This is a genomic window from Allobosea sp. BK604 (assembly GCF_004341515.1).
Lineage (GTDB): Bacteria > Pseudomonadota > Alphaproteobacteria > Rhizobiales > Beijerinckiaceae > Allobosea.
In genome coordinates, this window is sequence record NZ_SLZF01000011.1 from 182,653 (window position 1) to 203,422 (window position 20,770).

Sequence of the window (20,770 nt, forward strand, 5' to 3'; positions counted from 1 at the left end):
GAGAATCGTCGGATCTCTGCGCGAATTGCCTGTTTTCGTGACGCTTTGGTGAATGGGAATACTTAAATAGCGTCAAATATCCCGGTGGACGGCCTGCGGCACCGCGACCGGCACGCCTCCTGCGGCGATATCCGCCCGCTCGGCCCGGTTGCGGCCGGAGAGCCAGGTGTCGACCTTGTCGAGATAGAAATAGACCACTGGCGTGATGTAGAGCGTCAGCATCTGCGAGACGATGAGGCCGCCGACGACGGCGATGCCGAGCGGCTGGCGCAGCTCGGCGCCGGCGCCATGGCCGAGCGCGATCGGCAGCACGCCGAAGATCGCAGCGAAGCTCGTCATCATGATCGGCCGGAAGCGCACCAGTGCCGCCTCGCGGATCGCGGTCAGCGCGTCATCGCCCTGCTTGCGTCGCTCGATGGCGAAATCGACCATCATGATCGCGTTCTTCTTGACGATCCCGACGAGCATCAGGATGCCGATGATCGCGATCACCGAGAGATCCATGTGGAAATATTCGAGCGCGAGCAGTGCCCCGAGGCCGGCCGAGGGCAGGCCGGAGAGGATCGTGATCGGGTGGATGAAGCTCTCGTAGAGGATGCCGAGGATGATGTAGATCACCAGGATCGCGGCGAAGATCAGCAGGCCCTGGCCCTTCAGCGCATCCTGGAAGAGCTGGGCCGAGCCGGCGAAGCTGGTGACGATCGAGGCCGGCAGGTTGATCTCGCGTTCGGCGGCGCGGATGGCGTTGACCGCGTCGCCCAGCGAGATCCCGGGCGCGGTGTTGAAGGAAATCGTCACCGCCGGCTGCTGCGAGATGCGGTTGACCGCGAGCGGGCCGACCGTGGGCTTGATCGTCGCGACGGCCTCGAGCGGCACGTTCAGCCCGTTCGAGGCCTTGAGCAGCAGGCGCGACAACACGGCCGGGTCCTGCTGATAGGCGCGGTTCGCCTCCATGATGACCTGGTAGTCGGTCGCGGGCGTGAAGATCGTGGCGATCTGGCGCGAGCCGAAGGCATTCCCCAACGCCTGCCTGATCTGGTCGCTGGTGATGCCGAGGCTGGCGGCGCGCTCGCGGTCGATCTCGACCGAGAGCTGCGGGTTGCGCAATTGCAGGTCGATATTGGCGTCACGCAGCTGCGGCAGCTGCGAGAGCCGCTGCTGCATCAGCGGCGCATACGAGAAGAGGGCGTTCAGGTCCGGCCCCTGGAGCGAATAGAGATACTGCGCGCGCGAGGAGCGGCCGGCATTGAGGTTGATGTTCTGGACCTGCTGGAAGACCGCGGTGATGCCCGGCACCTCGGCGGTGGCGCGCCTCAGCCTCGAGATCACCTCCTCGGCCTTGCCACGCTCCTCCTTCGGCTTCAGCGCGATGAACATGAAGCCGTTATTGGTGGCGTTGAAGCCGCCGATATTATGGGTGAGGTATTCGACGGCCGGATCGGACCTGACGATCTCGGCGATGCGGACCTGGCGCGCCGCCATCGCCTCGAAGGAGGTGTCGGGCGGGCCTTCGGTCGAGGCGCGCAGCAGGCCAGTATCCTCGGTCGGGAAGAAGCCCTTCGGGATGTCGGAATAGAGCTGCACCGAAACATAGACGGTGCCGAGCGTCACCAGCAGCATCAGGAAGCGGGCCTTGAGCACACCGTCGAGCGTCCAGCGATAGGCGCCGAGCATGCCCTGGAAGCCGGCCTCGAAGATGCGCTCCAGCAGGTTCGGCCGCTTGTGGTGGTCATGCGCCTTGAGGAAGCGGGCGCACAGCATCGGCGTCAGCGTCAGCGAGACGAAGCCGGAGACGATGATCGCGGCCGCGATCGTGCCGGCGAACTCGACGAAGACCTTGCCGACCACGCCGCCCATGAAGAAGACCGGGATGAAGACGGCGACGAGCGAGATGGTGATCGAGAGAATGGTGAAGCCGATCTCGCGCGAGCCGTCGAGCGCGGCCTGGAACGGCTTCTTGCCCATCTCGATATGCCGGATGATGTTCTCCAGCATGACGATGGCATCGTCGACGACGAAGCCGACTGCGAGGGTCAGCGCCAGCAGCGAGATGTTATCGAGCGAATAGCCGAGCGCGTACATGATCGCGAACGTGCCGACGAGCGAGATCGGCAGCGCCAGCGTCGGGATCAGGGTTGCGGCAAGGCTCTTCAGGAACAGGAAGATCACCATGATCACGAGCGCGATCGCGATCATCAGCGAGAATTCGACATCCTCCACCGCCTCGCGGATCGGGATCGAGCGGTCGTTGAGGACGTGCAGATCCATCGCGGCCGGCAGCTGCTCGCGATAGGAGGCGAGGCGCGCCTTGATGCTGTCGACGACCTGGACGGTGTTGGCGTCCGACTGGCGGTAGACCGCCAGCATGATCGAGCGCTGGCCGTTGAACCAGCTGCCGGTCTGGTTGTTCTCGACGGAATCGTAGACCTGCGCGACATCCTCGAGCCGGATCGGCACGCCGCTCTTCTGCGCGATGATCAGGTTGCCATATTCCCCGGCACGTTCCATCTGGCCGGTGGCGCCGATCACGGTGCTCTGGTTGTCGCTGCGGAGCGTGCCGACCGGCGAGTTGGAGTTGGCGGCGGCGATGGCGTTGCGGACGTCGCTCAGGGCAAGGCCGCGGGCCGAGACCGCGTCGGGATTGACCAGCACGCGCACTGCATATTTCTGCGCGCCGAAGATATTGACCTGGGCGACGCCGGGCAGCTGCGAGATCTGCTGCTGCAGGATGTTCTCGCCGAACTGGTGGACCTCGTAGAGCGGCTTGGTCGCCGAGGTCAGCACCATGAACAGCACCGGCTGGTCGGCCGGGTTGACCTTGCGGAAGCTCGGAGGGGCGGGGAGCTCGGGCGGCAGGCGTCGCGTCGTCGCGCTGAGCGCCGCCTGCACGTCGAGCGCGGCGCCGTCGATATTGCGGTTGAGGTCGAATTGCAGGGTGATCGAGGTCGAGCCGAGCTGCGAGACCGAGGACATCGCGGTGATGCCCGAGATCGAGGCGAATTCGCGCTCGAGCGGGGCGGCGATGGAGGAGGCCATCGTCTCCGGGCTCGCGCCCGGCAGGCGGGCGCTGACATTGATCGTCGGGAAATCGACGCGGGGCAGGGCCGCGACCGGCAATTGCCGGAAGGCGAAGAACCCGAAGATCAGGAACGTCGCCATCAGCAGCGTCGTCATCACCGGACGGCGAATGCAGGTTTCGGGCAGGTTCATCAGCCGGCACTCCCGCGCTGGGAGGTCAGGGTGGCAGGCGGGCTGCGGCCGGAGCTGCGCTCGACCGTGCGTGCGCCTTCGGTCAGCAGCAACTGCCCGTCGATCACCACCGTCTCGTCACCCTTGAGGCCGGATGTCAGCACGACGCGCTCATCGATCATGCGGTCAACCACGACCGGGCGAGCGCGGGCGATGCCGTCCTCGACGACGAAGACGAAGGTGCCGTTCTGGCCGTTCTGGACGGCTTCGCGCGGCACGGTCAGCGCTTCCGGATCGACGCGCAGGGTGAGGCGGACCTGGCACAGAGCGCCCGGCCAGAGCGACTCCTCGGGATTGTCGAAGACGGCACGCATCTGGATCGTGCCGGTCGTGGCGTCGACCAGGTTGTCGATCACCGCGATCTTTCCTTCGACACCAGCCGGCGCGCCATGCTGCGTCGCCAGCACCGATGCGGTGCCCGCATTCATCGCCGCCCGGATATCGGAGAGGTGGCGCTGAGGCAGCGAGAACGAGACATAGATCGGATCGATCTGGTTGATCGTCACCAGCACCGTGGAGTTGTCGCCGGTCTTGGCGATGTTGCCTTCCTTCAGGCCGGCGACGCCGATGCGGCCGGAGACTGGGGCGGTGATGGTGTAGTAGGTGAGCTGGACCTTGAGCCCGTCGACCGCCGCTTCGCCGGCGCGAATGCTGGCTCGCAAGGTCGCGACGCCGGCGCGGGCCGTGTCGAGCCGCTGGTCGGTGGCGAATTCGCGCTTGGCGAGTTCCTCGGCCCGGCGCAATTCGGACTCGGCCGAGATGAGCAAGGCCTTGTCGCGCGCGACATTGGCCTCGGCCTGCCTGAGCAATGTTTCGACCAGGCGGGAATCGAGCCGGAAGAGGACATCGCCCTTCTTCACATAGCCGCCATCCTTGAAGCCGACCTCGGTGATCTGCGTGTCGACGCGAGAGCGTACATTGACCATCGAGATGGTCTGGACGGTGCCGATCGCATCGAGCCTGACCGGCATCGGCTTGCGCTCGACCTTGGCGGTGACGATGGTGACCGGCGGCCGCTGCGGCGTCGCGGAGCGGTTCGCCTGCGCATTGGCGGGGCGCTGCGCCGCCTCCGCATAGGGCGGGATAAGCTTGCCATAGGGAAGGCGGTCGAGCGGCCAGGGTACTTGCCTGCCGGTATAGTGGAAACCCGCGCCGAGGCCGACCGTACCGATGACGGCCAGGACTGCTACGCGTCCAAAAGTCAGAACTGCCATACGAAACCTTGCGCCAGAGGGAGGACAAGCCCCTGAACCATTCGGAACGGTCGTCCCCCAAACCGTCCTAGCCGCAAGGACTTAGCATGCAGCCGGCCGGTATGGTGCGCAAGCGTCTAAGAGGAGTTATTACGTAGTGTAGCGCGGTTGTGACCGGTTTCAACCGCGAATACGTTCGCATGTGCAGCATTCGCGCTGCGTCTACTTCATAGCATCGTGGCGAGTATGCCGATCCACATGCATACCAAGCATGCCACGCCGAAGGCGAACACGACTGCACGCAGGTGCAGCCGGTTGGAGCCGACATGGATGACCGTGTGGACCACGCGCGACAGCACGAAGAGCCAGGCCAGCACGGCCATCGCCGTGCCGACCGCGCCGACCTCCATCGCGACCATGATCAGCGCGTAGAAGAGAACCGGCGCCTCGAACTGGTTGGCATAGTTTGCTGCCGCCAGCCGGGCGGGCTCGGGATAGCGCTCGGTCGAGACCGCAACATCGGCAGGCCGCACCGCCTTGTCGAGGAAGGCGCGGCGCCGGCGCGCGAAGACGATGCCCAGGACGACCAGGGTCCAGAGGATCTGGGCGAGCGCCGGATAGATCAGCTTGATCGTCATGGCCGCGGCCCGATCAGGACCGCGTCGGATAGTTCGGGCTCTCGCGCACGATGGTCACGTCATGGACATGGCTCTCGCGCAGGCCGGCGCTGGTGATCCGGATGAAGCGGGCCTTGCTGCGGTAATCCTCGAGATTCCTGCCGCCGACATAGCCCATCGCGGCGCGCAGGCCGCCGGCGAGCTGGTGCAGCACGCCCGAGACCGGGCCCTTATAGGCTACCTGGCCTTCGATCCCTTCGGGAACGAGCTTGAGCGAGTCCTTGATATCCTGCTGGAAATAGCGATCGGCCGAGCCGCGTGCCATCGCCCCGACCGAGCCCATGCCGCGATAGGATTTGTAGGAACGGCCCTGGAAGAGGAAGACCTCGCCGGGCGTCTCGTCGGTGCCGGCGAGCAGCGAGCCGACCATGGCGCAGGAGGCGCCGGCTGCAAGCGCCTTGGCGAGATCGCCGGAATACTTGATGCCGCCATCGGCGATGATCGGCACGCCGGCCTTGGCGCCCGCGGAAGCTGCGTCCATCACTGCCGTGAGCTGCGGCACGCCGACGCCGGCGACGATGCGGGTGGTGCAGATCGAGCCCGGGCCGATGCCGACCTTGATCGCATCCGCGCCGGCATCGATCAGGGCCTGGGCCCCGCCGGCGGTCGCGACATTGCCGGCGATGACCTGCACGGCATTGGAGAGCTTCTTCACGCGGCTGACGGCATCGAGCACCTTGGCGGAATGGCCATGGGCGGTGTCGACCACGATGATGTCGACGCCGGCATCGATCAGCAGCTCGGAACGCTCGAAGCCGAGATCGCCGGTCGTGGTCGCGGCCGCGACGAGCAGGCGGCCCTGCGCGTCCTTGGCGGCGTTCGGGTGGGCGACCTGCTTCTCCATGTCCTTGACGGTGATCAGGCCGATGCAGCGGAAATGGTCGTCGACGACGAGCAGCTTCTCGATGCGGAACTGGTGGAGGAGGCGGCGCGCCTCCTCCTGCGTCACACCCTCGCGCACCGTGATCAGCCGGTCCTTGGTCATGATCTCGTGGACCGGCTGGTCGGGGTTGGCGGCGAAGCGGACGTCGCGATTGGTCAGGATGCCGACGAGCTTGCCCTTATGGCCCTGCGGGCCACGCTCGACCACCGGGATGCCCGAGATCGAATGGCGCTTCATGATGGCGAGAGCGTCAGCCAGCGTCTCGTCGGGGAAGATGGTGATCGGGTTCATCACCATGCCGGATTCGTATTTCTTGACGAGCCGGACCTGCTCGGCCTGCTGGTCGGCCTCGAGATTGCGGTGGACGACGCCGAGGCCGCCGGCCTGGGCCATGGCGATCGCCATGTTCGCCTCGGTCACCGTGTCCATGGCGGAGGCGATGATCGGCAGGTTGAGCGAGATGCTCTTGGTCAGCTTGGTGGTGATGTCGACATCGGCCGGCATGACCTCGGAGGGGCCGGGCTCGAGCAGCACGTCGTCGAAGGTGAGACCGTCGCGGATAAGGCCGTCGGTATGGATGGTCATCGTCAACTCCGGGCCGGCCTGACCGGCATTGTGCAGGTGCGAGCAAGGCCGCCCGCAACCGAGTTGACGAGGCCCGTTATCACGCGCCGCGCCCGGCCGCTAGAGCGTGATCGAAAAAATCCGCGTGGCTTGTGCAACGCGGCGCGGCCGAAGGCGCTCAGCGCCTGGTCGAACGCGGCGCAGCCTGCGGAGCGGCCTTGGCCGAGGGGGCGACCATGAAGCAGCCGGCGCCGGTATAGGTGCTGCCCTGGGCATCGGCCAGGGCCTGGCAGTTATTCTGCTGCATGCAGAAACGCTCCCTGTTCGCATCGCCATAGTTCTGCGGCGAGGAGGCGAAGGTGCACACCTTCTTCCAATCCGTGTCCATCGCCTTGGCCGGCGCAGGCGCCAGGGCGGAAAGCGCCCAGGCCGCGCCGAGGATGAGCGCTGCCTGCCCGAGCCGGGCACCACTGACGCGACGCAGAACCGGCGTATTCATTGCTTGGCTAGTCATAAACCACCTCTTGGGCGAACATTCCTGGCTGGAGAGAGGTCCAGCCGTGCCTTCGCGTGGATGCGAGGCAAGCGTTAGATGGTGGCTTCGCGGCGTATGGTGACCATCAAAAATGCATGACAGTCCCGAGTTTCACGATGCTGTTATGCAGCCGGCGCATTACTCTGGCTCTCGAGCTGGCCAAATGGGTGTCGCGCCCGGAGGGCTGGGCCTATTCCGGACGCGAGCGCCTTTTTGTTAGGTGATGGGCGCCCGGACGGCTCCATGGACCCGGCCGGGCGATCGTCCGGTCAACGCCTCAGCGAGCTATGCGCTGTCGGTACCTGCGCGTAGACCCGATCGGGCGAAACGCCGAAGCAGCCATCGGCGAACATCATGTGCCCGGCCTTGTTTGCGAGGATCTGACAGTCCCGCATGTGCATGCAGGGATCGTAGTCGCGGTCCGCGCCTTCATATTGCGGCGTCGAAGTGAAATGGCACGCGGCCGCATAATCGGTCGTCGCGGCGCTGGCCGGGGAGGGCGCAGCAATGAGCGCGACGCCACCGAGCATGGCGAGCCCGAGTGCGCCGAAGGTCAGCCGATCGGTGATGGCTTGGGACGAGTTGAGCATGGCAACCTCCGAAACGTGAGGTGAATGCGCCCCGCTATCGTCTGACTGAGCAGACGACTGTTATGTGGGAAGGAGCTGCCCGGCCCGACAGCGCAGCCAACGCATGGCGGACCCGAGTTTCACGATTTGGTTATGCAGCCGGCGCGGTACCGATCTCGCGGGGTCTGCCCTGCATTGGAGGCCCTCGCCAGCGTCCGGATGCCGCAGTAAAGCAGGGACGCGCCCATACCCTCGAAAGTTTCCGTCCTTGCAGCGCTCACAAACCCTGCCCCTGATCGTCGCCTGCGCGCTGTTCATGGAGAATACCGACTCTACCGTCATCGCAACCTCGCTGCCGATGATCGCGCAATCGCTCGGCGAGGATCCGATCGCGCTCAAGCTGGCGCTGACCTCCTATCTCGTGTCGCTTGCGGTCTTCATTCCGATCTCGGGCTGGATGGCCGACAAGTTCGGGGCACGCACGATCTTCCGCGCCGCGATCGGCATCTTCATGTTCGGCTCGATCCTGTGCGCGATGTCGAATTCGCTCGGCGCCTTTGTCGGGGCGCGCTTCATCCAGGGCATGGGCGGGGCGATGATGGTGCCGGTCGGGCGGCTCGTCATCCTGCGCAGCGTCGAGAAATCGGAGATCGTCAGCGCGCTGGCCTATCTGACGATCCCGGCCCTGGTCGGCCCCGTGGTCGGGCCGCCGCTCGGCGGCTTCATCACCACCTATTTCGACTGGCGCTGGATCTTCTTCATCAACATCCCGATCGGACTGGTCGGCATCGTGCTGTCGAGCCTGTTCTTCGAGGATATCCGCGAGGAGGATGTCGCGCCGCTCGACATCAAGGGCTTCCTGCTCTCCTCGTTCGGCTTCGCCGCGCTGATGCTCGGGCTCGCGACCGGCGGGCGCCATCTCGTACCCGAGGTCGTGTCCTATGGCTGCGTCACCGCCGGAATCGCGGCGCTCTGGGCCTATTGGGTCCATGCCCGCAAGGTGAAATACCCCGTGCTCAAGCTCGACCTGTTGCGGATCCCGACCTACCGGATCGGCGTCATCGGCGGCTCGATCTTCCGCACCGGCATCGGCGCGATTCCCTTTCTGCTGCCGCTGATGCTGCAGCTCGGCTTCGGCTACGACCCGCTGCATTCGGGCCTGATCACCTTCGCCTCGGCCGCCGGCGCGATGATCATGAAGACCTTGGCCAAGACCATCCTGGCCCGCTACGGCTTCCGCAACGTCCTGACCTTCAACGCCCTTGTCGGCGCTGCCTTCCTGGCCGGATCGGGCCTGTTCACGCCGACGACGCCACAATGGCTGATGCTGATCGTGCTGCTGATCGGCGGCTGCTTCCGCTCGCTGCAATTCACCGGCATCAACGCGTTGAGCTACGCCGATGTTTCGAACCGCGACATGTCGAGCGCGACCAGCCTGTCGAGCGTCGCGCAGCAATTGTCGCTGAGCCTTGGCGTCACCGTCGGCGCGTTCGCGCTGGAATCGGCCAATGCCTTCAATGGCGGCAAGGCACTCAGCGCCCATGATTTCTGGCCGGCTTTCGTGATCGTCGGGCTGATCTCGGCCTCGTCGGTGCTGTGGATGGCGCGGCTCGCCCCCGATGCCGGCGCCGAAGTCTCCGGCCACGCCCCGATCAGCGCCCGCAAGATGACGGCCGAGGCGATCGCGGACCAGAAGCCGGTGGATTGATCAGACGGGGTAGAACGCTGCCACATCGGCAGGCGGCGGAAGCCCGGTCATCTCCGTCTTGCACCGGTTCAGTCTTGGGTCGGTCAATCTTGGGCCGGTTCGGCCGCCTTCCGCCGGTAGCCCGTCGCCAGCACGTAAAGCTCGGACGAATCCGCCCGGCTCGCCGCCGGCTTGACGTTGCGCACGGTGCTGAAATCGCGCTTGAGCTGGCCGAGCAGTTCGGCGCTGTCGCCGCCCTGGAAGAGCTTGGCGAGGAAGAAGCCGCCCGGCGCCAGGATGTCGTTGGCGAATTCGAGCGCAGCCTCGGCGAGCGCGATGATCTTGAGATGGTCGGTCTTCTTGTGGCCGGTGGTGTTGGCGGCCATGTCGGACATCACGCCATCGGCCTTGCCGCCGAGCCGCTCCGTCAGCAGGGCAGGCGCCTCCTCAGCCATGAAGTCGAGCTGGATCAGGTCGACGCCGGGGATCGGGTCGACCGGCAAGAGATCGATGCCGACGATCCGGCCCTTGCCCTGCTCGAGCCCGACGCGCTTGGCCGCGATCTGGCACCAGCCGCCCGGCGCGCAGCCGAGATCGACCAGGCGCTGACCGGGCTTCAGGAACTTGTAGCGGTCGTCCATCTCCTCGAGCTTGAAGGCGGCGCGCGAGCGCAGGCCCTGCTCCTTCGCCTTCTTGACGTAGGGGTCGTTGAGCTGGCGCTGCAGCCAGAGCTGCGAGGAATGGCTGAGCTTGGCGGTCTTCTTCACCCGGACCTTGAGGTCGCGTGAGCCGGCACTGCCCCGGGTAGAGGTCATGGCTGGGCGTGCTCCTTTGCTGTCACGCCTGCTTCCGCCGCCACCAGGCGCGATCCTCGTGCATCATCCTGAGCAGGATGCCCTCACGCAGGCCGCGATCGGCGATGCGGACCTTGCGGCTCGGGAAAGCGCGGCGGATCGCCTCGAAAATGGCGCAGCCGGCCAGCACGAGGTCGGCCCGCTCGCGGCCGATGCAGGCATTGGCCGAGCGTGCGGCATAATCCATCTCGACCAGCCGGTCGATGACGGTGAGGATCTCGCGCTCCTCCATCCACAGCCCGTCGACCATGCGCCGGTCATAGCGCGGCAGGCCGAGATGGATGCCGGCAACGGTGGTGACCGTGCCGGAGGTGCCGAGCAGGTGGAAGCCGGCCGCCGCATTGGCAGCAGAAGCGCGCTTCGCGAAAGGCTTCAGGGTCTCGCCGCAATCCTCGACCATGCGCTCGAACAGTTCGCGCCCGACATCGACGCCGCCATAGCGCTCGGCGACCGAGACGACGCCGATCGGCAGCGAGGCCCATTCGCGGATGCGGCCGGCCGGATCGCGCGCCTGCGAGCGCCCGCCCATCCAGACGATCTCGGTCGAGCCGCCGCCGATATCGAAGACGATGACGCCCTCCGCCGCCGGATCGGCGAGGGCGGCGCAGCCCGTCACCGCGAGCGAGGCCTCGGTGCGCTGATCGACGATCTCCAGCTTGAGATCGGCCTCTTCGGCGACGCGGCGGACGAAATCGAGCCCATTGGTCGCGGCGCGGCAGGCCTCGGTCGTCACCAGCCGGGCGCGGGTGACGCCGCGATGCGTCATCTTGCCCTTGCAGATCTTCAGCGCCTCGACGGCGCGGTCCATCGCCGTATCGGCGAGGCGGCCGCTCGCCGACAGCCCTTCGCCCAGCCGCACGATTCGCGAGAAGGCGTCGACGACGCGAAAGCCGTGCTGCGCCGGCCGCGCGATCAGGAGGCGGCAATTATTGGTGCCGAGATCGAGCGCGGCATAGGTCGCTGTGGCCTGGCGCCAGCCGAAGCTCTGAGTCGGTACCGGCGGCCTGTTCGCGGCAAGGGAAGGCGAGCCGATCGCACAGGGATCGGCGCCGTTGGACGGCATAGACGCCACCATTGCGACGTCCGCCTGCTGCCGGTCTTCGACCGCCACCGCTCTCAATCCTTCGCCGGCCAGGGTCGCAAGGCGGCCCGGCGGGGGCCGGACGAAGCGTCCGGCCGCTTGCTTCCCGGGAAGCGTATCAAGATCGGGACAATGATGCCAAGCGGAACCTTGAGCCGCCGTAAGGTTCAGCGCGGCGCTTGCTTGCGGAGCGCCGCTTCGGCAAAGCTCGGCCAGGACCTGAGTTCAAGATGGTCGCCAGAGCCGGATCCGATCGGGTTGAATCAACCTGATCGGTGAATCCGCCTCTAAACAATTGAGAGAGAATGCGTGATCCGGTCTGATCGCCGTGCGATCAGACCGGCGCGTGCTCTAGGGCAGGGACGACGACAGAATGGCCGCAACACGCTATATCCTCGCCATCGACCAGGGCACGACCTCCTCGCGCGCGATCCTGTTCGATGCCGCGCTCAGGGTCGTCGCCAGTGCGCAGCGCGAGTTTCCGCAGCATTTTCCGGCCTCGGGCTGGGTCGAGCACGAGCCGGAGGATCTCTGGGAGAGCGTGCTTTCGACCTGCCGCGAGGCGATGTCGAAAGCCAGCGTGCCCGCCAGCGAGATCGCCGCGATCGGCATCACCAACCAGCGCGAGACGACCCTGGTCTGGGACCGAACGACCGGGCAGGCAATCCACCGCGCCATCGTCTGGCAGGATCGGCGCACCGCCGCCGCTTGCGCGAAGCTCTCCGAAGCCGGCCATGATTCGCTGGTGAGCGAGCGCACGGGCCTGCGGATCGACCCGTATTTCTCCGGCACCAAGATCGCCTGGCTGCTCGACAACGTGCCCGGCGCCCGCAAGCGGGCCGAGGCCGGCGAGCTCGCCTTCGGCACGGTCGACTGCTTCCTGCTCTGGCGGCTGACCGGCGGGGCGGTCCACGCCACCGACGCGACCAATGCCGCCCGCACCATGCTGTTCGACATCCGGCGTGGGGTCTGGGACGCGGAATTGCTGAAGCTCTTGGACATCCCGGCCTCGCTGTTGCCGGAGGTCAAGGATTGCGCCGGCCTTTTCGGCCGCACCGCGCCGGAGCATTTTGGCGCGACCATCCCCGTGCGCGGCATGGCCGGCGACCAGCAGGCGGCGACGATCGGCCAGGCCTGCTTCACGCCGGGCATGGTGAAATCGACCTATGGCACCGGCTGCTTCGCCCTGCTCAATACTGGCTCGGAGCCGGTGACCTCGCAGAACCGGCTGCTCAGCACGATCGCCTATCAGTTCGGCGGAAAGCGCAGCTATGCGCTGGAGGGCTCGATCTTCATCGCCGGCGCCGCGGTGCAATGGCTGCGCGACGGGCTCGGCATCATCGAGAAGGCGAGCGAGACCGGCCCGCTGGCCGAGGCCGCCGATCCGGCGCAATCGGTCTATCTCGTGCCGGCCTTCGTCGGCCTCGGCGCGCCGCATTGGGACGCGGAGGCGAGGGGGGCGATCTTCGGCCTGACCCGCAATAGCGGCCCGCGCGAATTCGCCCGCGCCGCGCTGGAAAGCGTCTGCTACCAGACCCTCGACCTGCTCGAGGCGATGCAGGCCGATTGGCCGGGCGCGAAACAGGGCGGCGCGGTCCTGCGCGTCGATGGCGGCATGGTCGCCTCCGACTGGACGATGCAGCGCCTCGCCGACATTCTCGGCCTGCCGGTCGACCGCCCGGAGGTGCTGGAGACGACGGCTTTGGGGGCAGCCTATCTCGCCGGGCTCGATGCCGGCCTGCTGCCGGAGCCGGAACGCTTCGCCGATCTCTGGCGGCTGGAACACCGCTTCATGCCGCATATGGCGACGACGCAGCGGGAGACGCTGGTGAAGGGCTGGCGCGAGGCGGTGAGGCGCACGCTGACGGCTTGATCGCTGGGCAAGGGGGGGTCTTGCGGCCGGCTTTCGGGCCTGACGAAACGCGCACGTTTTGTAGAAAACGAATGTAGCAAACGTGACAGGAGCCGTCGTTGCCCAGCTTCCCCGCTCAGCGTCGGTTGAGCTCGTAGGTGGAGAGCGTCATAGGAATGGCTATTACAGCATTACGCGGACCTGCCGTCTCTCCCAGCCGCGAAAGGGCGGGACTAGGCCGTCGATGCCGTAGTCCTGATGTTCTGGATGTCCTGTCGTGGCGTAGGAAAGCCGGTCTCCCCGGAGGTCTCCTGGCCACGCCGCGACGACACGACGAGCATGCGCGTGTCGCTTCAGTAAATCGAGCGGGCTGAGCTGCAGCGTCTGGTCGAACAGAAGCTCGATGTTGTCCATGAGCAGGAGCCCGCGGCCTACGAGGTCGTCAGCGAGGCCCTTCAGCAGGTCGGCCGCTTGCAAATGGCGGCGCGGACTCGGCACTGCGAGCAATTCACGACCGAGATCCGCGCCGACATTCAACACCTGCGCCTGTCTGCGCGCAGAAAGCTGCTTGAGCAGTTCGCTTTTTCCGGACCGGGGCGGACCAATCACGAGAACCAATTTGCTGTTCAGCCCCGCGATGTCCTCGACGAGGCGATCTAGCTTATCGATTATCATGCCTGGGTCCGTGCTCGACCAAGAGTTTTGATGCCGCGTCCATGCGCTGCCCCATTTTGCAGAAGAGCCTACTACCCCTGCGGGTCGCGCGGTCGGCTCATGGCCGGTTCCAGACACTTGTGCGCTTGAACGAGTATCCTTGTTTGGTCTGCCATATTGGGTCTGACAGTGCGCATAGCGTAGTCAACGGTGATAATCATTGGTGGCCAACGGGCATAACCCGGGGCGATACGAACCCGCGATCAACGAGCCGTTCCAGCTCGTGCTAGAGGCAATGTGGCTCGCTTTGGCGCCCTTGGCCTCGATGAGCCGCTCGACACCCGCTCGATTCGTCAACGTGATGAGAGTGGCGTTCGATCGAGCCGCGCTGTCGAATGAATTTGTCAATCTGTTCCGTCCCCCCTTGAGACCGCCGTGAGTTGCCGTCTGAGACAACACGACCGACGCTTCCCTAACACGCAACTTGAGACAATCCTCCGCCGATCGAATCGCCAGCGTAAGCCTCAGAACTATGGCATATATTCATTCGGTGGGGTGGTAGAGTCCCCGCCGGAGCAGGAGAGACGGTTCCGGGCTCAGTTCCCGGCTTGCGTCGAATTCGCTCCTCTCTTGCTGCCAACCGGCAAGGTCTACGCAGCCCGGCAGCGCGGTAGGTGTACGGGCGGTGTTGTTGGGGCCTGGGGGCTCGCCGAGGTCGATGCCGTCACGCATCAGGGCCTGCGAGAGCTGGTTCCGCCCCGTCTCGACGAGCTGGCCGGCGAGCTTGTGTTTGCGCAGCATGGCCTCGCTGATGAAGGCGACGGTTCCAAATTCATTGGCGCCGAGATCGGCCCGCGCTTGCTGGGCAACGCCCCGGAAATGCTTGGCGCGCCTAGCACGGACAACTTCCGGATTGCGCCCGAGCCTGAGGCGAAGTTTGTTCTCTAGGTCGAGGACGTAGCTATAAAAGTCCTGCACGATCGCCGCGAGCTGGTCGTCTGTCAGCATGGGATCGTGCCGGCTTTCCTCGAAGAGCGATTCCGCCACCAGATATAGCCGGCGCGCCCTGAGCCCGGCGAGATGCAATTCAGAGGTTCGCAGCGAGCAGGTGATCTCGCGGCGCCGGAAGCGCGGGCGCAGGTCGAGCGGGATCACCCGGCGGGAACGAAAGATCTGATTGCGCCGGCGACGTTGGAGAGATGAGGCGCCAAAGCGGCGCCCTTTGTAGCAACCTGTCGGGCAAATCGCCTTGCCGGCCCGGAGATGGCCAACGAACCGCTTTGAAATCAGCTACTTCGGGAAAAGTGGCTGGGGGACTAGGATTCGAACCTAGACAACCAGAGTCAGAGTCTGGGGTCCTACCGTTAGACGATCCCCCAACGGCGCGAGGCGCTCGCGTTGGTGAGGCGCGGTCTAAACAACCTCTCGCCGGATGGCAAGCGCAGATTACGACATGATTGTCATCCGCGCACGCGTGGACGCCTCGCGCGCTCCTGCGGGGGCTGGCACGACCCGCCTGATCTCCGCAGGCGGCTCGAATATTGGGCCGTTTCCGCTTGCAGATCGCTGACGCGCGACGCTCGGCCGGCAAGAAACGAGCCAGCTCGCCCAGGATGCTCGGCACCGTGCTTCCAAGGGCAATCTGGCTGTGAAGTTCCAGAGCCTTCCCGCGGTTTTCGAATCGCGGAAATGCTTTAAGCTTTTGTTTTATCGCATTTTCTTCACGCGAACCGGTGTCCACTTCGCGCGAAATGCTCCAGGGGGCGACGCGAGCGGGACGACGCCGCCGACCTGGGCCGCGTTTCGTTTCGTGCGGCCGGGAGCGCGGCAATCCCTGTGCGGCGCCTATCCTGGAACTGGCGTCGGACCGCCGCGGCGTGGCAGATAGAGGGCGGATGGCTGCTTCGCGGATCGCGTTGCCGATCCGAGACGTTGTTTCCGGAGCCACTGGCCACAGCATGAGCCTCGATGAGCCGCGACGCGCGATAGGGACGCCTCGCTCGCCGGTCGAAGGCTGGCTCGGGCGTGCCGTCACCCTGCTCGAGAGCGTCGGCGCCGCCTTGCTGGCGCTGCTCTTCGCCGTGGTCATGGCCGCCGTCATCCGCCGTTATCTCTTCGGCGGCGGCTTCGTCTGGTCGGACGAGCTGGCGATCTGGCTGCATGCGGCGCTGATCGCGTTCGGCATGCCGCTGGCCGCGACCAGCGCGCTGGCGATGCGGCTCGAGGTGATCGTCGGGCTCCTGCCCGCAGCGGCCCGGCGAGCCGCGGCGATCCTGGCGGATGCTTTCGCCGTGCATGGCGCGCTCGTGCTGGCGATGGGCGGAGCGAGCGTCGCGGCGCAGGTCGGCGGCATCTCCACCGTGCTCGGCCTGCCGGAGGCCTGGCGCTTTGCGGTCTTCGCGATCGGCGGCGGGCTGACCTTGCTGCTCGTCCTGGCGCGGGCCGGGCTCGATCGCTCCTGGCCCCTGGCGGCGCTTTCGCTGGCCATCGGCTGCGCCTTCTACTGGCTGGCGCAGCAGGCGAGCGGAATCTTCGTCCAGCCGCCGAGCCTGATCGCCGCCGCCTGGGCCGGGCTCGGCCTCGTCCTCGGCGCGCCCTTGCCCTTCGCGTTGCTCGCGGGCGTCTCGCTGAGCGGCGCCTTCGGCGGGCTCCTGCCCGAGCCGGCGATCGTGCAGAATGCCGTTTCCGGCGTCGGCAAGTTCCTGCTGCTTGCCGTGCCTTTCTTCCTGCTGGCAGGGGAGTTGCTCACCGAGGGCGGGTTGGCCGAACGGCTGGTGCGCTTCGCCGGCACGCTCGTGGGGCATTTCCGGGCCGGGTTGGCGCAGACGGCGCTGGTGGCGAGCGTGCTGTTCTCGGGCGCCTCCGGCTCCTCGGTGGCGAATGCCGCATTCGGTGCCAAGGTGATGGCGCCGACGCTGATCGCGCGCGGCTATCCGCCGGCGCAGGCCGGCGCGATCGTTGCCGGCGTCTCCATGCTCGACAATATCATCCCGCCCTCGATCGCCTTCCTGCTGCTGGCGGCGGCGACCAACCTTTCGGTCGGCTCGCTGCTGGTCGGCGGCTTCGTCGCCGGTGGCGTGCTCGCCCTGGCGCTGGCGATCGGCATCCATCTCAGCGTCCGCAACGTGGTCGCGGTCGCTCCGAAGGCGAGCGGGGCGGAGCGGACGCGGAGCTTCATCGGCGCGCTGCCGGCGATCGGGCTGGGAATCATCGTCGTCGTCGGCATCCGCTTCGGCGTGGTGACCGTGACGGAAGCCTCGGCGCTGGCCGTCGCCTATTCGCTGGTCGTCTGCCTGGTGCTGCGCAGCCTGAACGGGCGTACTGTCTTCGCAGCCCTGCGCAAGTCCGCCACCGAGGCTGCCGCGGTCGGCCTGCTGATCGGCGCTTCCGCGCCCTTCGCCTTCCTGCTCGCTGTCGACCGCGTCTCCGAGCAGATGGCTTCTTTGGTCACCGCCTTCGGCGCCGGGCCCTATGCCGTGATTCTGCTCGCCAATCTCGTGCTGCTCGTCGCCGGGCTCTTCCTCGATATCGGTGCGGCGATACTGCTGCTTGGGCCGCTGCTGCTGCCCGCCGCGGTCGCGGCGGGGCTCGATCCGGTGCAGTTCGGCGTCATCCTCGTGGTCAACCTGATGATCCACGGGCTGACACCGCCGCTCGGCATCCTCGTCTACGTCGTCAGCGGCATTTTGCGGCAGCCGGCGGGCGCGGTTTTCCGTGCCGTTCTGCCGCTGCTCGGCTCGCTCCTCCTCGCGCTTGCGGTATTGTCGCTCGGAGCGGCCGCCTGGCCGTCGCTGAAAGGGTATTTTTGATGCTGTTGAGCCGCCGCGCCGTCACTGCGGGCCTTCTCGCCGCCCCGGCGCTGCTGACCCGGGCGCACGCCGCCGGGCGGCCGGTCACCGTCGCCTCGCTCTTCGGCGAGGACAAGCCGGAAACCAAGATCTGGCGGCGCATCGCCGAGACGCTGAACAGGAGCGCGCCCGGCCGTTTCGACCTGCGCATCGTCGGCAATGCCGCCCTCGGCGGCGAGAAGGAGGTGGCGGAGGGGATGCGGCTCGGCTCGATCCAGGCCTCGCTCTCGACGATCTCCTCACTCTCCTCCTGGGTGCCGGACGGGCAGATCCTGGACCTGCCATTCCTGTTCAAGGATCGCGCTCATCTGAAGCGCGTGCTCGACGGGCCGCTCGGCGCCGAGCTCAAGGCGAAATACGAGGCACAGGGCTTCGTCGTGCTCGGCTTCATCAATTATGGCGCGCGGCACCTGCTCGCCAAGGAAGCGCTGACCACGCCCGATTCCGTCAAGGGCAAGCGCATCCGGGTGATCCAGAGCCCGCTCCATACCGAGCTCTGGTCGGGTTTTGGCGCCTACCCGACGCCGATCCCGATCCCGGAGACCTATAACGCGCTGAAGACCGGCGTCGTCGACGCGATGGACCTGACCAAATCGGCCTATGTCGGCTTCAAGCTCTATGAGGTCGTGCCCGTGCTGATCGAGACCGGCCATATCTGGGCGGCGGGTGTCGTCCATGTCTCGGCGGCATTCTGGAAGGGGCTTTCGGCCGAAGAGAAGAAGGCATTTGCCGAGGCCGCGCTCGACGGTTCCGCCTATTTCGACGAGCTCATCGTCGCCGACGAGGAGGCCTCAATGGCAAAGGCCGTCTCCGAAGGGGGCAAGGTCGTCCAGCCGGAGAACCGCCCGGCCTGGGAGGCCGGCGCGCGCAAGGTCTGGGCCTCCTTCGCTCCGAAGCTCGGCGGCATCGCGAAGATCGAGGCGATCGCGGGCGCCTGAACGCGATACCCGGTCCGATGATCCAGAGCATTTTCGAGCGAAGTGCATACCGGTTCGCGTGAAGAAAATGCGTCAAAACAAAAGGTTAGAGAATTTTTGCGATTCGGAGAAACGCGGAAATGTTCTAGCAGGAGCGCAGTCCGATCGCCGTCGCGGCTTCCTCCGCCATCCAGCCGAGGCGTTCATAGTCGCCGCGCCAATAGACCAGCGCGGCATCGTCGCCGCGTCCGTGCCTGATGGCGCGGACGCGTCCGATGACGATGCTGTGCGAGTGCCGGTCGATCATCTCCTCGACCTCGCAATCGAGCGAGCCCAGGCCGCCGACGAGAAGCGGTGCGCCGGTGACGGCGGTCGTCCAGCTCGCGCCCTCGAAGCGTTCGGGCCCCTTCTCGCCCTGGCGGCCGGCGAAGCGGTCGGCGATCTGCTTCTGCGTAGCGTCGAGGAAATTGACGCCGAAGGCGCGATGCCGTTCGAGCGCCGGCAGGGTCGAGGAATTGCGGTTGACGCAGAAGAGCAGCGTCGGCGGCTCGGCCGAAAGCGAGGAGACCGAGGTCGCAGTCATCCCCGTCCGGTCTTCGCCCTGGCCGACGGTGATCACGCTGACGCCGCCGGCGAGATGGCGGAAGGCAGCGCGAAAGCCCGCCGCATCGTCGCGGAGCGGGGCGGAGGCCTTGGGCAGGGGCAGCACGACGTTCATCAGATCATCCTCGATGTCGGGGTGGCCATCGCTTCAGGCCGCCTTGCGGCTCGGCTTGGCCTTGCTATGGGCCAGAGCCGTGCGGGTGGCTTCGGCGGGCGAGCGGAACTGGCGTCCTTCGAGCTCGTCGAATGCCGGCGCGGAGGACACGAAGCGAAAGCCGCTTTCCGAGCCGACAACGATGCCGGCCGTCGTGCCGGCGACTTCGATCACGAGTGCATTGGGCATGAGGCTCCTGCTGCCGACGTTGCGCCGACATCCCGATAGCTATGATGAGGGAACTGGTGGAAGCGCGGCCTGGCCACGCTCCAGATCAACAGTGGGGACAGCTTGGCCTGTCAACGTCACGCGCCGCTGGGCAGGTCGAACGAAAGTCCATGGCTTGATCTCCCGCTGAAGGAGCCCACGAATGCCTTCGTGGCGCTTTTAGCTTTGGTAACGCGGCGCAAGATGCTCCAGCAAATCCCGCAATCGAAGCGAATTGTTGCACTCCGATACTGAAATCATCGTCGGTAGAGCGCCATTCGTCAACGAAATGGTCTTTCAAATGCATGCGCTCGCGAAGGAGAAACCGCCTCCTGCGGGGCATTGCGCGAGGAGGGCGCTTCTGCCCGGCAAGAACTGCATGAACTCGGCTGACTGAATTCGGCTGCCGTGCGATCCGACTCTCAGCGGCCGGTGCTGCTCAGGCTGCGCGACGGATAGCGCAGGGCCGTGTCGAACGGGTTGAGCTGCGCGCCGAGCGTCGCGGCTTCCGTCTGCAGCATGCGTGCGACATTGGGCAGGCGCTCGTCGCGCAGGCGCTCTGCCGTCGTGCCGATGCTCAGCGCGGCGACGGCGCGGCCCTCCGCATCGAAGACCGGCACGCCGAGGCCGGCCATGCCGGGGATCAGCCCGGTATTGAGATTGACCCAGCCCTGCTGGCGCGCCGTCTCGATCGCCATGCGCAGGCCCGCCTCGTCGAGGAAGCCGCGATCGAGCAGGCGCGGGACATTGAAGCGGATCACCGCCTCGCGCTCCTGCTCCGGCAGATTGGCGAGGATGGCGAGGCTGCCCTGGCCGAGGCCGAGCGGCACCTTGCCACCGATATCGCCGGTGAAGGAGCGGATCGGGAAGGGGCCCTCGATCCGGTCGATGCAAACAGCGTCGTAGCCGTTGCGCACCAGCAGGAAGATCGTGTCGTTCAGCGTCGCCGAGAGCCGCAGCATGACCGGCCGGGCGAGGTCGCGCAGCCCGCCGGCCAGGCCGGCCCGGGCCGCGAGCACGAAGAAATCGAGCGCCAGCCGGTAGCGCTTGCCGCCCGCGACCTGCTCGGCGAAGCCTTCCGCGATCAGGTCCTGCAGCGCGCGATGGGCCGTCGGCTGGCTGCAGCCGGCCACCTGCGCGAGGTCCTTCAGCCGGATTCCGGATGGGTCGGCAGCCGCGACGATGCGCAGGAGACCAAGCGCGCGGCGCAGGCTGGAGACGGTCTGAGGCGAATCGTCCATTC

The 20,770-nt window shown here is 66.4% G+C and carries 17 protein-coding genes and 1 tRNA gene; 4 read left to right on the top strand and 14 right to left on the bottom strand.

Features of this window, described 5'->3' with window-relative positions; translation table 11 throughout:
* Window positions 1-72: 72 nt before the first annotated feature.
* The 6 genes from EV560_RS29210 to EV560_RS29235 all read right to left on the bottom strand — a co-directional run bounded on the left by EV560_RS29210 (window position 73) and on the right by EV560_RS29235 (window position 7,691).
* The gene (locus EV560_RS29210; RefSeq protein WP_131859359.1) at window positions 73-3,210 is read right to left on the bottom strand and encodes an efflux RND transporter permease subunit; all 3,138 of its coding nucleotides are present in this window, start codon (window positions 3,208-3,210) and stop codon (window positions 73-75) included.
* The gene (locus tag EV560_RS29215) at window positions 3,210-4,463 is read right to left on the bottom strand and encodes an efflux RND transporter periplasmic adaptor subunit (protein WP_131859360.1); all 1,254 of its coding nucleotides are present in this window, start codon (window positions 4,461-4,463) and stop codon (window positions 3,210-3,212) included. Before EV560_RS29215 ends, EV560_RS29210 begins: the two co-directional genes overlap by 1 nt.
* A 206-nt stretch (window positions 4,464-4,669) precedes the next feature.
* The gene (locus EV560_RS29220; protein WP_131859361.1) at window positions 4,670-5,080 is read right to left on the bottom strand and encodes an MAPEG family protein; all 411 of its coding nucleotides are present in this window, start codon (window positions 5,078-5,080) and stop codon (window positions 4,670-4,672) included.
* A 13-nt stretch (window positions 5,081-5,093) separates the two neighbouring features.
* A complete protein-coding gene (guaB, locus tag EV560_RS29225; protein ID WP_131859362.1) occupies window positions 5,094-6,587 on the bottom strand; it encodes an IMP dehydrogenase in 1,494 nt (497 codons plus the stop codon).
* Window positions 6,588-6,744: 157 nt separating this feature from the next.
* A complete protein-coding gene (locus EV560_RS29230) occupies window positions 6,745-7,080 on the bottom strand; it encodes a hypothetical protein (RefSeq protein ID WP_131859363.1) in 336 nt (111 codons plus the stop codon).
* 290 nt (window positions 7,081-7,370) lie between these two features.
* Window positions 7,371-7,691, bottom strand: coding sequence for a hypothetical protein (locus EV560_RS29235; RefSeq protein WP_131859364.1), 321 nt, complete (start codon window positions 7,689-7,691; stop codon window positions 7,371-7,373).
* A gap of 247 nt (window positions 7,692-7,938) precedes the next feature.
* On the opposite strand from EV560_RS29235, the gene EV560_RS29240 reads away from it, so the two are divergent.
* On the top strand, window positions 7,939-9,378 hold the full coding sequence (locus tag EV560_RS29240; RefSeq protein ID WP_131859365.1) for an MFS transporter: 1,440 nt from the start codon (window positions 7,939-7,941) through the stop codon (window positions 9,376-9,378).
* Between the two features lie 83 nt (window positions 9,379-9,461).
* Here the strand turns inward: EV560_RS29240 and EV560_RS29245 are convergent, their stop codons facing one another.
* On the bottom strand, window positions 9,462-10,172 hold the full coding sequence (locus EV560_RS29245) for an RlmE family RNA methyltransferase (protein ID WP_131859366.1): 711 nt from the start codon (window positions 10,170-10,172) through the stop codon (window positions 9,462-9,464).
* Between the two features lie 22 nt (window positions 10,173-10,194).
* Complete coding sequence (locus EV560_RS29250; protein ID WP_348982271.1) at window positions 10,195-11,274, bottom strand: Ppx/GppA phosphatase family protein; 1,080 nt, start codon at window positions 11,272-11,274, stop codon at window positions 10,195-10,197.
* 391 nt (window positions 11,275-11,665) lie between these two features.
* Here EV560_RS29250 and glpK point away from each other — a divergent pair, with 391 nt between their 5' ends.
* Window positions 11,666-13,165, top strand: a complete 1,500-nt coding sequence (gene glpK, locus EV560_RS29255; RefSeq protein WP_131859368.1) for a glycerol kinase GlpK — start codon at window positions 11,666-11,668, stop codon at window positions 13,163-13,165.
* A 162-nt stretch (window positions 13,166-13,327) separates the two neighbouring features.
* On the opposite strand, the gene brxF is transcribed toward glpK, so the two are convergent.
* From brxF to EV560_RS29270, 3 genes are all read right to left on the bottom strand, one after another.
* A complete protein-coding gene (brxF, locus tag EV560_RS29260) occupies window positions 13,328-13,819 on the bottom strand; it encodes a BREX-3 system P-loop-containing protein BrxF (protein ID WP_207908145.1) in 492 nt (163 codons plus the stop codon).
* 522 nt (window positions 13,820-14,341) lie between these two features.
* Entirely contained in the window at window positions 14,342-15,088 is a 747-nt protein-coding gene (locus EV560_RS29265) for a DUF6538 domain-containing protein (protein WP_348982276.1), read from the bottom strand.
* Between the two features lie 15 nt (window positions 15,089-15,103).
* Window positions 15,104-15,177 (bottom strand) — tRNA-Gln (locus EV560_RS29270).
* A gap of 579 nt (window positions 15,178-15,756) precedes the next feature.
* Here EV560_RS29270 and EV560_RS29275 point away from each other — a divergent pair.
* Window positions 15,757-17,607, top strand: coding sequence for a TRAP transporter large permease subunit (locus tag EV560_RS29275; RefSeq protein ID WP_131859370.1), 1,851 nt, complete (start codon window positions 15,757-15,759; stop codon window positions 17,605-17,607).
* A complete protein-coding gene (locus EV560_RS29280; protein ID WP_131859371.1) occupies window positions 17,607-18,584 on the top strand; it encodes a TRAP transporter substrate-binding protein in 978 nt (325 codons plus the stop codon). The genes EV560_RS29275 and EV560_RS29280 overlap by 1 nt, the downstream gene beginning before the upstream one ends.
* A gap of 124 nt (window positions 18,585-18,708) precedes the next feature.
* On the opposite strand, the gene EV560_RS29285 is transcribed toward EV560_RS29280, so the two are convergent.
* The 3 genes from EV560_RS29285 to EV560_RS29295 form a co-directional block, all read right to left on the bottom strand.
* A complete protein-coding gene (locus EV560_RS29285) occupies window positions 18,709-19,281 on the bottom strand; it encodes a flavin reductase family protein (protein ID WP_131859372.1) in 573 nt (190 codons plus the stop codon).
* 33 nt (window positions 19,282-19,314) lie between these two features.
* Window positions 19,315-19,509 carry a hypothetical protein gene (locus tag EV560_RS29290; RefSeq protein ID WP_131859373.1) on the bottom strand — a complete coding sequence of 65 codons (195 nt, stop codon included), beginning with the start codon at window positions 19,507-19,509 and terminating at the stop codon, window positions 19,315-19,317.
* A gap of 440 nt (window positions 19,510-19,949) precedes the next feature.
* The gene (locus tag EV560_RS29295) at window positions 19,950-20,768 is read right to left on the bottom strand and encodes an IclR family transcriptional regulator (protein WP_131859374.1); all 819 of its coding nucleotides are present in this window, start codon (window positions 20,766-20,768) and stop codon (window positions 19,950-19,952) included.
* Between the last annotated feature and the right edge of the window lie 2 nt (window positions 20,769-20,770).

Excerpts from the sequence above, each read along its gene's own strand:
- EV560_RS29210 (WP_131859359.1), bottom strand. The coding sequence starts at position 3,210 with ATGAACCTGCCCGAAACCTGCATTCGCCGTCCGGTGATGACGACGCTG.
- EV560_RS29215 (WP_131859360.1), bottom strand. The coding sequence starts at position 4,463 with ATGGCAGTTCTGACTTTTGGACGCGTAGCAGTCCTGGCCGTCATCGGT.
- EV560_RS29220 (WP_131859361.1), bottom strand. The coding sequence starts at position 5,080 with ATGACGATCAAGCTGATCTATCCGGCGCTCGCCCAGATCCTCTGGACC.
- guaB (WP_131859362.1), bottom strand. The coding sequence starts at position 6,587 with ATGACCATCCATACCGACGGCCTTATCCGCGACGGTCTCACCTTCGAC.
- EV560_RS29230 (WP_131859363.1), bottom strand. The coding sequence starts at position 7,080 with ATGACTAGCCAAGCAATGAATACGCCGGTTCTGCGTCGCGTCAGTGGT.
- EV560_RS29235 (WP_131859364.1), bottom strand. The coding sequence starts at position 7,691 with ATGCTCAACTCGTCCCAAGCCATCACCGATCGGCTGACCTTCGGCGCA.
- EV560_RS29245 (WP_131859366.1), bottom strand. The coding sequence starts at position 10,172 with ATGACCTCTACCCGGGGCAGTGCCGGCTCACGCGACCTCAAGGTCCGG.
- EV560_RS29250 (WP_348982271.1), bottom strand. The coding sequence starts at position 11,274 with ATGCCGTCCAACGGCGCCGATCCCTGTGCGATCGGCTCGCCTTCCCTT.
- glpK (WP_131859368.1), top strand. The coding sequence starts at position 11,666 with ATGGCCGCAACACGCTATATCCTCGCCATCGACCAGGGCACGACCTCC.
- brxF (WP_207908145.1), bottom strand. The coding sequence starts at position 13,819 with ATGATAATCGATAAGCTAGATCGCCTCGTCGAGGACATCGCGGGGCTG.
- EV560_RS29275 (WP_131859370.1), top strand. The coding sequence starts at position 15,757 with ATGAGCCTCGATGAGCCGCGACGCGCGATAGGGACGCCTCGCTCGCCG.
- EV560_RS29280 (WP_131859371.1), top strand. The coding sequence starts at position 17,607 with ATGCTGTTGAGCCGCCGCGCCGTCACTGCGGGCCTTCTCGCCGCCCCG.
- EV560_RS29285 (WP_131859372.1), bottom strand. The coding sequence starts at position 19,281 with ATGAACGTCGTGCTGCCCCTGCCCAAGGCCTCCGCCCCGCTCCGCGAC.
- EV560_RS29290 (WP_131859373.1), bottom strand. The coding sequence starts at position 19,509 with ATGCCCAATGCACTCGTGATCGAAGTCGCCGGCACGACGGCCGGCATC.
- EV560_RS29295 (WP_131859374.1), bottom strand. The coding sequence starts at position 20,768 with ATGGACGATTCGCCTCAGACCGTCTCCAGCCTGCGCCGCGCGCTTGGT.